This window comes from Clostridium sp. (genome assembly GCF_036781005.1).
Taxonomy (GTDB): domain Bacteria; phylum Bacillota; class Clostridia; order Clostridiales; family Clostridiaceae; genus Clostridium_B.
In genome coordinates this window covers 1-9,767 of record NZ_DAIQBT010000062.1, presented here as the reverse complement: position 1 = coordinate 9,767, position 9,767 = coordinate 1, and the positions used below count along the sequence as shown (strand labels likewise).

Below are 9,767 nucleotides of genomic sequence, written 5' to 3'. Positions count from 1 at the left end.
ATTTTATGCTTTTTTTGCTTCAATATTTTTGAATACAAGACATAGCACAACGCGTAAAGATACTTATAATAATTAGCATATCAATCTTTAAAATAGTACCTTAGCCTATAAGTGAAAGGCTGAGGTACTATTATTTACATGTAATCTACTTGACAGACCATATTATGTTTTTAAATTCTCTTAAATAATCCTTATGAGCTTCATTTTTGTGAAGAGTGTGGAGAAACAGGTGACCTTTATGATAGATGATTGTCTAGCAGACATTGTGTGAAAAGTGTGCGTATGAGAGTGGTTATAAAAAAGTAGAATAGGTGTAGGATGTGAAGAATATGAAAATAAAATAATGCTTAATTATAGCAGATTGATAAAGACCTTTCTATAGATATTATAGAAGGTCATTTAATTTTAAAGATTACAGACGATATTGATCCTAAGATTTATAGAGATTTATATATGAAACTGCTGATTTAGATACCTTGTATAGTAAATAACGTGAGTTCGAAAATAAAAAAAGAGTTATAGATATAAAAAATCCCATCAAAATGTTTTATTATATCTCATATTTCGGAACGATTTTCATAAAATATGTTAAATAATAGTAATTTAAGGTTCGAATGTTTTAATTATCAATGGAAATAAACATATAAAATTAATTTTATTGGTTTGGGTTCATAAATTAGCCTATATTGACATGGTTATAAATATACTATTTTTAATAATTTGTATGAAATTGAAAGAATTACTTGGATTTATTGTAATATTAAAACATTTATTTACCATTATTTAGGGTCCGAAATGTGAGTTATATAAATACAAATAAAAAAATAAAACGAAAGGATGGGATTTTATGCAAAATTTATTAGTAGAAATATTTTACGATGTTGATAACTATTGTATAGCTTTTGAAGAATACTGCCGGAGCCATTTTATAGAGGAAAGCAACTGTAGTAATTTCTCAATAATAAAGAGTAGAAACTTATCACTTAGTGAAGTCATGACAATAATCATATACTTTCACTTATCATCCTACAGAAATTTCAAAGCCTATTATACAAAGTATGCATCAACTGTTCTAAGACCCTATTTCCCTAAGTTTGTAAGCTATAATAGGTTTGTAGAACTAATGCAGGAAGCATTGGTTCCACAGAAGCTTCACCAATTTTATGGTAAATATAGTTTCAGGACTGGCAGCATATAGGTTTCTTCCTAAAAAGCCTTCTTTGAAATTGGACAAACATCCTTATTTAGCTTAATCACAATATCACTTTAAATATAAATAAATGTTAAATTATTTCTTCATTTGTAGTTAAATTATTTTTTGGATTTTCTATATCTATATTTATACAAAATTGTATTTTATTTTTTTCGAACTCAGGTTAAATACAATACAGATAACCACTTTATCAGATTTAAAAGTGGTAAATGGAAAGAATTCAAAGTGATTAAAAAAAATTACAAATATCTCTTGACTTAGAGTTTACTCAAAGGAGTATGATTTAATTAAAAATATTTAGTAAAAAGGGGTATGTATTATGAGTTTTAACATGTATGTGCCAATAAGAGTTTTATTTAGATCTGAAGGATTAAATAAGCTGCATTTAAATAAGGTCAACTATGAGGGCTGTATTAGTATTTATGTAAAATCTTATAAATAAGAAAGGATGAATAAGAAATGAGTAAAGGTAATGATTTAAGTAATAGCGTGATTTTCCCTAAGGGAGAAAAACTTCCAGAAGAATTTAGTAAAAATTTTGTAGGTCAGGCATGGTTACAAATGCTTGTGATGCCTGGAATAGAATTCAACTGTCCAATTGGTAACGTAACTTTTGAACCTGGTTGCCGCAACAACTGGCATAGACATCCGGGAGGACAAATTTTGCTAGTTACAGGTGGAAGAGGCTGGTATCAGGAAGAAGGTAAGTCAGCACAGAAACTCCAGTCGGGAGATGTAGTGAAAATATCGGCTAATATAAAACACTGGCATGGTGCTGCAAAAGACAGCTGGTTTGTACATCTTTCTGTAGAGACAAATGTGCAGGCTGGCTCGGCAGAGTGGCTGGAACCTGTGGAAGATGAAGAATACAATAAATTAAAATAATTGAGAAAAGTGGCTTAATACACCTTGACATAAAGTTAATTTGAGAGATTATAGTTTGGATATTAATAGAGAGAGAGGAAATCAGTATGGAAATAACAGTAATTACAGGAAGTCCTCACAAAAATGGAACTTCGGCCCTTCTAGCTGAAAAATTTATAGAAGGAGCAAAAGAGGCAGGACATGGTGTATTTCGCTTTGATGCAGCTTTTGAAGATGTAAAGCCGTGTCTTGGTTGCGACCACTGTATGATGAATAATTCAGTCTGTGTTTATAATGATTCTATGAATAAGTTGAATGAAAAGCTGATTTCAGCGGATATGATGGTATTTGTTACACCACTTTACTATTTTGGAATGTCAGCACAGATAAAAACAGTTATAGATCGTTTTTATGCCAATAATTACAAGCTAATGGGAAGTAATAAAAAAGCACTGCTTATGGCAACTGCATATGATTCAAATGAATGGACGATGAAATCACTTACGGAACATTATAAAACAATTGTTAATTATCTGAAATGGGAAAATGCAGGGATGTTGCTGGCAACGGGTTGTGGTACAAGAAGAGATATCGAACGGACGGATTATCCAAATCAAGCATACAAAATAGGGAAGACCACATAAAAAATAATAAATAAGTCTTATTAAATTTTTAAAAAGGTGGGATATTAAATGCAAAAATACAGTAAAATATTGATTGCCTATTTTTCCTATTCAGGAAATACAGGTATAGTTGCGCAGGAAATTCAGAAGGTAATTGGTGGAGATATTTTTAAGATTGAAACTGTTGAAGTATATCCTAAAAATTATAATAGAGTAGTAGATGCCGCGAGACAGGAACAGAAGATGAATACTCGGCCAGCATTAAAAACAAAAGTTGTTGACATGGGTGCTTATAATATCGTTATTTTGGGATATCCAAACTGGTGTGGAAGTATACCAATGGCTGTGCTTACATTTTTAGAGCAATATGATTTTAAAGGTAAGGTGATTTTGCCTTACTGTACGCATGGAGGCAGTCGAATGGGACGAAGTGAGATGGATATTATAAAAGCCGCCCATGGAGCTGATGTTAAAAAGGGATTAGATATATATAGTTCAGATGTGAAAAAATCAAAAGATAATATATTCGCATGGCTTAGAGGAACGGGTATTGTATAGGAATTAGTAGAAAATTATAAATCCTCTTGGAAAAAAATTTTTGACTAGTAGATTTAAATGAGAATACAAAGTTTGGTAACACAGACTTTCGAAGTACAATAATATGCTCTAATGCAGAAAATATGCTTGTTAACCCAAAATAGGAAAATATGGTAAAAGAAATTGCTTAAAAAATACAACATCAATACGAATCGCATTAGCATGGATATCTGTACAGAAAACGTAGATAGTACCAATTCCAGGAACTAAAAATTTGGAACGATTGAAAGAAAATATTGGAGAGGAGGAGGTTGAGTTTTCGAAGAAAGGACTACTGATTTAAATAAAGCAATTTCAAAGATTAAAATTTCAGGAGAAAGATATCCAGAAGATCAAGAAATATTAATAGAAAAATAAATTTTATGTAAGTTAAAATAAAGAGCAGAGAAGAAAGATTGCAGCATAAGTAGAAATAAAAGAACTAAAATTAGTTTAAAGAATCTCTTGACTTGGAGTTAACTCAAAGGAGTAGTATATATAATAATAAATAAAGGGGTGTCATTATGGCTAAAAAGCTAGGATTTGGATTCATGCGTTTACCGATTACAGATAAAGAAGATCAGGCAAGTATCGATTTTGAACAATTAAATAAAATGGTTGATGCTTTCTTAGAAAGAGGGTTTACTGTAAGCGTAAAAAAAATGACGCCTATATTTAAAAAGTTTATTTTGATAATATTACAGATATAAAAAACAGGAGGAAATCTGTAATGGGAATAAACTTTAATGAAAAAACATGGAAAGAATTTTTAGAAAGGCTTTCTTCTTATAGAGGAACTGTCACCGATTACTGCAGGGAAAACAATATGAGCAAAGGGCAATTCTATTATTATGAAAAAAATTCAACAAAGAAACCAGTTCAATATTTCATGCAATTGAGGTAAAGCCTGAAATATCCGGGCTTGAAAATACGGAGAACAATAGAGTTGAAAACAAAAATATTAAAATAGAGCTTGGCAAGGCCAGTATATATATTCCTTTAGAAAACTTTTCTTTATTGTCAGTAGTAATTAAGGAGCTTTCAAAATTATGCTGAATATAGATAAGGTTACTACAGTATACATAGCTTCTGGTGCAACAGATTTAAGAAAAAGCATTGATGGACTGGCCCTTGTTGTGCAAACAGAACTTAAGCTGAATCCCTTTGATAAAGCACTGTTTGCATTTTGCAATAAAGGAATGAACAAATTAAAGATACTTCATTTTGATGAAGGCTTGTGGTTATATTACTATCGCTTGGAAAGGAACAGATTCCGATGCCCTATGACAGTTGAGGAAGCACTTAAAGTCAGTCTGGAAGAATTACGCTGGCTCTCAAAAGGATATGAAGTAAGAATTGAATCAAAATTCAAGCCAATAAATAAAAAAAACTATTATTAACTCAGTTTGAAAATCCTTGGAAGTATTGAAAATACAGGGGTTTTCATGTATAATATTATAAATGAGCAAAACTCAATACATTATTTACCATAAAGATGGGCGTACTTTCCCCTATGCTACTTTTAATGCTTGAAACACTTGATTTATGGGAACTCCTGCCTGTGCTTGTTCATAAATCCAAGTATAAATATTTTGTTGAGTTTCATTACTCGCAAGTTTTAATCCTCTACCAAAAGTACAGAAAGATTCACTTGTTCCTGTGACACAATAAAAGTAAGTCAACATGTTAAGTATCCCAAAACGCTTAATTGCTTTTGCACTTCTAATTTGATATCTATCCAAACCAAGCTCCATTTTGTTTTGACAGAAAAATATTTCTATAGGCCATCTTTTACTGTAGCGGAACAAAATGGTTTGTGTATCTAATTCTGTTTCTGTACAAATAAATACTTTTAAGGAACCCTCTTTAAAAAGTGCATCTTCAGGCCAACTTAATAAAACTACAGCATTTTTTATCCCATTCAATTTACCTTCATAACGATAAACCCAATAAGAAGATTGTCCAACTTTGACTATATAATTTGCAATAACACATAGCTAATCTTGAAAAAACTCTTAAATAGCTCGTAAGGTCATTAAGAAAAATTTTTATAATCATTTGTTAGTATAAATTATATAGGTTGACATTCTCTTTTTTTAAGGTTTTTCCATACCTTTCAACTTGCATCGAAAGCCCTGAATTTTGCGGATATATAACTCTGTTTGTTTTTAATGCACCAATATAATGAAATCCTTTTGATAAACATGCATTAATAATTTTCTTGCAACTGTACCAGCTATCAGCCATTATATAAGCCTTATTTGGTGCTTTAGGTAGTAGTAAGTATGGCATTAATAGTCATCTGTATTTTACTCATAGAATCCTTGTCATATAATGCTACTGAATAAGGAAGTACTAAATCTCCACATTTTAATAGTATGCCTACTCTACTACTTGATGTCCATACACCTTCTTACATTCTAAATGTGAATAATGAAATTTACATTTTTCTATTGGACGTTTAGCCTTTGACGAGGGTTTTGTCTTTTTAAAAATCGTATCATCAGTAATTATGTAAATAGGGTTACCTGTACAAATTGAATAATCCCACATTTTCTTTAGTGCATATTTTTGCATAACATTTAAAACTAAATCTTCATTCCAAGGACTTTTAGATAAAAATTCACTAATACACGTTCTATGACTTGGAGAAAGCTTTTTTATATCTACTACTTTACCATCAAAATGGTTCTGTGATGCTGAAGCTATAAATTCAACAATATGTTTAATTTGTGGCAAAGTTAAAAGTAACAAAATATGTAGTTCTCTTAAAAAAGTTGTAATTGGTGATTTTTCTGCTATAATAAATTTATTAGACATTTTATACCTCTTTTGTTTTTTATTTGTGTTGATAATAAATATTAAACCATAAAAGGATTAAAATGTATTTATTTTTTTGTCAAAATTCATATGAAGTAAAATGTAACGAAAAATGCTCATTTATAGTATAATAATTTAAATGTATAATAAGGATGCGATTACCGTGGATAATTAACTTATATCACTTTACATGGATTTTAAAATGTGATAAAATAAAAATGTATAAATATACTTAATTGTTTAAATTTATATTAAAAGGATATCAATCATTTTATGGCCATCTATATTTTAAAATAAGTATTTGATTTTTCAAGTACTTATTTTTTTTATTTTTTGAAATAGTTATCAACAGAGTTCTGTTGATAATGTGGACAAACTATGTAGAGAATATAGAAAAATAAATCTTTAAATTTTTTCTTGACAATATATAAAGGTACCTTTAGAATATATTATAAAGGTACCTTTATATATTTGTTTGAAAGAGAGGAAAATCTATGAAAAAAAATACTTTGGATTTATTAAGACAATTTGCTCGTATTGAATGGTTATTGCATAGATATTATCAAAAAAGCTATAAGCACCATGGACCTATGGGTGATCCTCACCGGGGTCAAGGACGAGTGCTAGCCTTGTTAAAACTTAAACCGGAAATAAGTCAGAAAGATCTTTCTAATATCTTAGATATGCGTTCTCAGTCTTTAGGAGAATTACTTGCAAAGTTAGAACGAAATGGACATATTACAAGAACCCCTTCTGAAAAGGATGGCCGTGTGATGGATATTCATTTAACAGAGGAGGGCAAAAAAGCATCAGAACAAAATGAGCAGGAAAGCAATAGAGAAACTCTATTTAAATGTCTAACTGAAGAGGAAGAAACTGTTTTAAGCAATTATCTGGCTCGTATAATATCTGAATTGGAACAGCAATTTGGAAATAATGAATTGAAATCTGGTTTTTCAGGCAATCCACACTTTGAAGGAAGAAGGGCTCATAAGCATTTCCATATAAGGGGAGGACATTCACATTTTTGTGGAAAAGGATTGGGTAAGTATTATGATATAAACAGTTGTTCATTTTCTGGAGAGGGAGATTTTCATCAGAATTTCCATAACGAAGATAAGCGTAATTCTCCTGATAATGCAGATAATGATTCAAATACTGGAGAAGAAAATAAATCTGATTGTTAATTTTACAAAATAATATTGTATATTTTATAGAAGGATTAAATAGCAACAGTGTAAATATACAATATAAATATCACATTTGAAGTAACAGGAAATATACATGAATTTAGTTTGTGGAATAATGTGGATAAGCTGTAGATAACTTTTAGAAGTAGTATATCAAATGATTTTCAGGTTCAGATAGAGTTTTCCTATATTTCCTATAAAGGATATTTTTCTCCATCTGAACCTTACAGAATTGTTTTATACCTTTATATTACTTAAAGATGGAAAATAAGTAATTTTGGATATCTCCATAAGCTTCCATTTGTTAACTCTCAACTACTTGTAGAATGTCCAATAAGAATACAAAAAGAGGGATACCTATAATTAAACCCCATATGCCCATATAGTGTTCTGAAAAAATTAAAATTAGAAAAACAAAGAATATAGGCAAATGTATTGATATAGACATTAATTTCGGTTTTATTATGTAATTTTCCAATAGGTGTAGCACTCCAAGAAGTAGTAATACATCAACTACTTTTGGTATTCCTCCAATAATAAACGCTATTATTACAAGAGGAATAAGAGCTATAATCAGTCCCGCCACAGGTATTAATCCTAAAATGAATAACATGGAACCCAGACCTAAAATATTGTCAAAACCCAAGAAGAAAAGACCTATGGATGCCAGTACTGAGTTTATTAGGGAGAGAATGGCTTGAATTTCCATTATTTTCCCAAAGGAACTTAAAAATTTTTTCCCTAGATATTTGTAATAATTATAGAAATAAGATATTCTGCTTTTTTCCATTTTTCTTCCAAAGGATGATATTTTATCTTGCTCTAAAATAAGCAATAGACTGAGTATAAGAGAAAGTAAAATATTTACGCTTAAATGTTCAATTTTCAGTGCCAACTTTAAAATTGAACCTCCACTTTTATTAAGATAGCTGGTTATATTTGTCTCTTTTATAAATAATATAATTTTATTATTTACTATGGTGTTGTAGTCATTAATATTAAATTCCATAAGCTGTCTTTTTATAAAAAATAATTGTTTAATAATTATAGGAATACAGTCATAAAGCATAAAAGATATTCCTAGGAATATTAATATATAAATTAATATTGTTATAATTTTCTTCTTTACTGGAAATATTTTATATATAAATTTATATATAAAATTAGTTATTTTATAAAATAAGAAAGAAAAAATGAATGTTAATAAAACTAATGTAATCATATCTTTTATGGAATAAAATAAAACTGTTAATAAAAATATGGCAAAAAGTTTTTTTATCAGGTTTTCTGTAAAAACTTTCTTAAATAAATCCATTCAGTAGACATCCTTTGTTAAAATTAAATAATTTGTAATTATATTTATTATTATAAGGGTTCTTATATTAATTGTACAAGTAAAATTATGAATGAAATTTTCATTTAAGTCTTTATAGTTACTGTTCAAAGTTAATTTAAGGCTGCTATTGGTGATATATTTCATATTATTTAAAGTATAACGTGAGTTCGAAAATAAAAAAAGAGTTATAAATATAAAAAATCCCATCAAAATTTTTTAAATGTAAATAAATGTTAATTAATTTTTCCATTTGTAGCTAAATTATTTTTTGAATTTTCTATATCTATATTTATACAAAATTGTATTTTGTTTTTTTCGAACTCACGTTAAATATGAGAAAGAAGATATGTTTGAACAAGTAACAATTCCGATAGATAAATCATTAAGAGATTATAATTCAGCAATGTACGAAGCTGTTAAAACAGTATCTAATATAAAAAAAAGACAATTGAGCAAGTAATAATGTAAAAGAATTGCTTGCAGATACTGCATTAGATATTATTAATCCCCAAAAGTATCATTATGGTAGATCAGATAAACTAGTCCAGAAGTTTTTATCAGAGTGCAGATTTGGTCAGACAGAAATAGGTAGTTATGTGATGTCAGTAGTTTGTCCTTTTGTTGAAATATCAGATAAAGAAGGCTATAGACAGTTAAGTATATTTACTGATGAGGAAACATGTGACAATTCGTTGACTAGAAAAGTTACTAATAAACTAATGGAAAATATATATACAATTAAGAAGAAAATTGATGATGGTGAAAGTGATAGCTTGGTGGCAGAATCGGAAGAAAAACAAATTAGTGCTAATTTTTATGAGGCGTTAAACGGCCTTAATTTTAATTCTGATAGCGTGATTGTTGAGTTTACAGCAGATTAGGCACCAACAGTAAAGAGCAACAAGTTTGAATACTCAGATATTAAATTAACAAATGACTATTATCATCCAATATATGCAGTTATTGGAAAATTAAAGGAAAAGACTAATATTTCAAAAGAAATAATTGGCAGGATTAAAAAATTAGAGGCATTACCGATTATAGATAAAAGAAAAACTGGAACCGTGACAATTTCCTATATTGATGATCATAAGTGTTGATTAACCAAAAAACGGGAATAAAAACATATAAAAAATGAGGTCATT

At 29.0% G+C, this 9,767-nt stretch carries 10 protein-coding genes and 1 pseudogene; 8 read left to right on the top strand and 3 right to left on the bottom strand.

Going from position 1 to position 9,767, the window contains the following annotated elements; translation table 11 throughout:
* Positions 1-1,672 precede the first annotated feature (1,672 nt).
* The 6 genes and pseudogenes from V7Q02_RS15315 to tnpB all read left to right on the top strand — a co-directional run bounded on the left by V7Q02_RS15315 (position 1,673) and on the right by tnpB (position 4,676).
* Positions 1,673-2,098 (top strand): cupin domain-containing protein, encoded by a 426-nt coding sequence (locus tag V7Q02_RS15315; protein ID WP_333861953.1) that lies wholly within the window; start codon positions 1,673-1,675, stop codon positions 2,096-2,098.
* Positions 2,099-2,184: 86 nt separating this feature from the next.
* A complete protein-coding gene (locus tag V7Q02_RS15310) occupies positions 2,185-2,721 on the top strand; it encodes a flavodoxin family protein (protein WP_333861952.1) in 537 nt (178 codons plus the stop codon).
* 48 nt (positions 2,722-2,769) lie between these two features.
* Positions 2,770-3,258 carry a flavodoxin gene (locus V7Q02_RS15305; protein WP_333861951.1) on the top strand — a complete coding sequence of 163 codons (489 nt, stop codon included), beginning with the start codon at positions 2,770-2,772 and terminating at the stop codon, positions 3,256-3,258.
* Between the two features lie 539 nt (positions 3,259-3,797).
* A pseudogene (locus V7Q02_RS15300) lies at positions 3,798-3,923 on the top strand (aldo/keto reductase); the annotation flags it as partial.
* An 83-nt stretch (positions 3,924-4,006) separates the two neighbouring features.
* Complete coding sequence (locus tag V7Q02_RS15295) at positions 4,007-4,180, top strand: hypothetical protein (RefSeq protein ID WP_333861950.1); 174 nt, start codon at positions 4,007-4,009, stop codon at positions 4,178-4,180.
* 145 nt (positions 4,181-4,325) lie between these two features.
* On the top strand, positions 4,326-4,676 hold the full coding sequence (tnpB, locus tag V7Q02_RS15290) for an IS66 family insertion sequence element accessory protein TnpB (protein ID WP_333861949.1): 351 nt from the start codon (positions 4,326-4,328) through the stop codon (positions 4,674-4,676).
* Positions 4,677-4,787: 111 nt separating this feature from the next.
* Here the strand turns inward: tnpB and V7Q02_RS15285 are convergent, their stop codons facing one another.
* Positions 4,788-5,201 (bottom strand): hypothetical protein, encoded by a 414-nt coding sequence (locus V7Q02_RS15285; RefSeq protein WP_333861948.1) that lies wholly within the window; start codon positions 5,199-5,201, stop codon positions 4,788-4,790.
* Between the two features lie 457 nt (positions 5,202-5,658).
* On the bottom strand, positions 5,659-6,096 hold the full coding sequence (locus tag V7Q02_RS15280) for a hypothetical protein (RefSeq protein ID WP_333861947.1): 438 nt from the start codon (positions 6,094-6,096) through the stop codon (positions 5,659-5,661).
* 494 nt (positions 6,097-6,590) lie between these two features.
* On the opposite strand from V7Q02_RS15280, the gene V7Q02_RS15275 reads away from it, so the two are divergent.
* Positions 6,591-7,283 carry a MarR family winged helix-turn-helix transcriptional regulator gene (locus V7Q02_RS15275; RefSeq protein ID WP_333861946.1) on the top strand — a complete coding sequence of 231 codons (693 nt, stop codon included), beginning with the start codon at positions 6,591-6,593 and terminating at the stop codon, positions 7,281-7,283.
* Positions 7,284-7,590: 307 nt separating this feature from the next.
* Here V7Q02_RS15275 and V7Q02_RS15270 read toward each other — a convergent pair whose 3' ends face one another.
* On the bottom strand, positions 7,591-8,601 hold the full coding sequence (locus tag V7Q02_RS15270; RefSeq protein WP_333861945.1) for an AI-2E family transporter: 1,011 nt from the start codon (positions 8,599-8,601) through the stop codon (positions 7,591-7,593).
* 494 nt (positions 8,602-9,095) lie between these two features.
* Between V7Q02_RS15270 and V7Q02_RS15265 the strand changes: the two genes are divergently transcribed.
* Complete coding sequence (locus tag V7Q02_RS15265; protein WP_333861944.1) at positions 9,096-9,503, top strand: hypothetical protein; 408 nt, start codon at positions 9,096-9,098, stop codon at positions 9,501-9,503.
* Positions 9,504-9,767 lie beyond the last annotated feature (264 nt).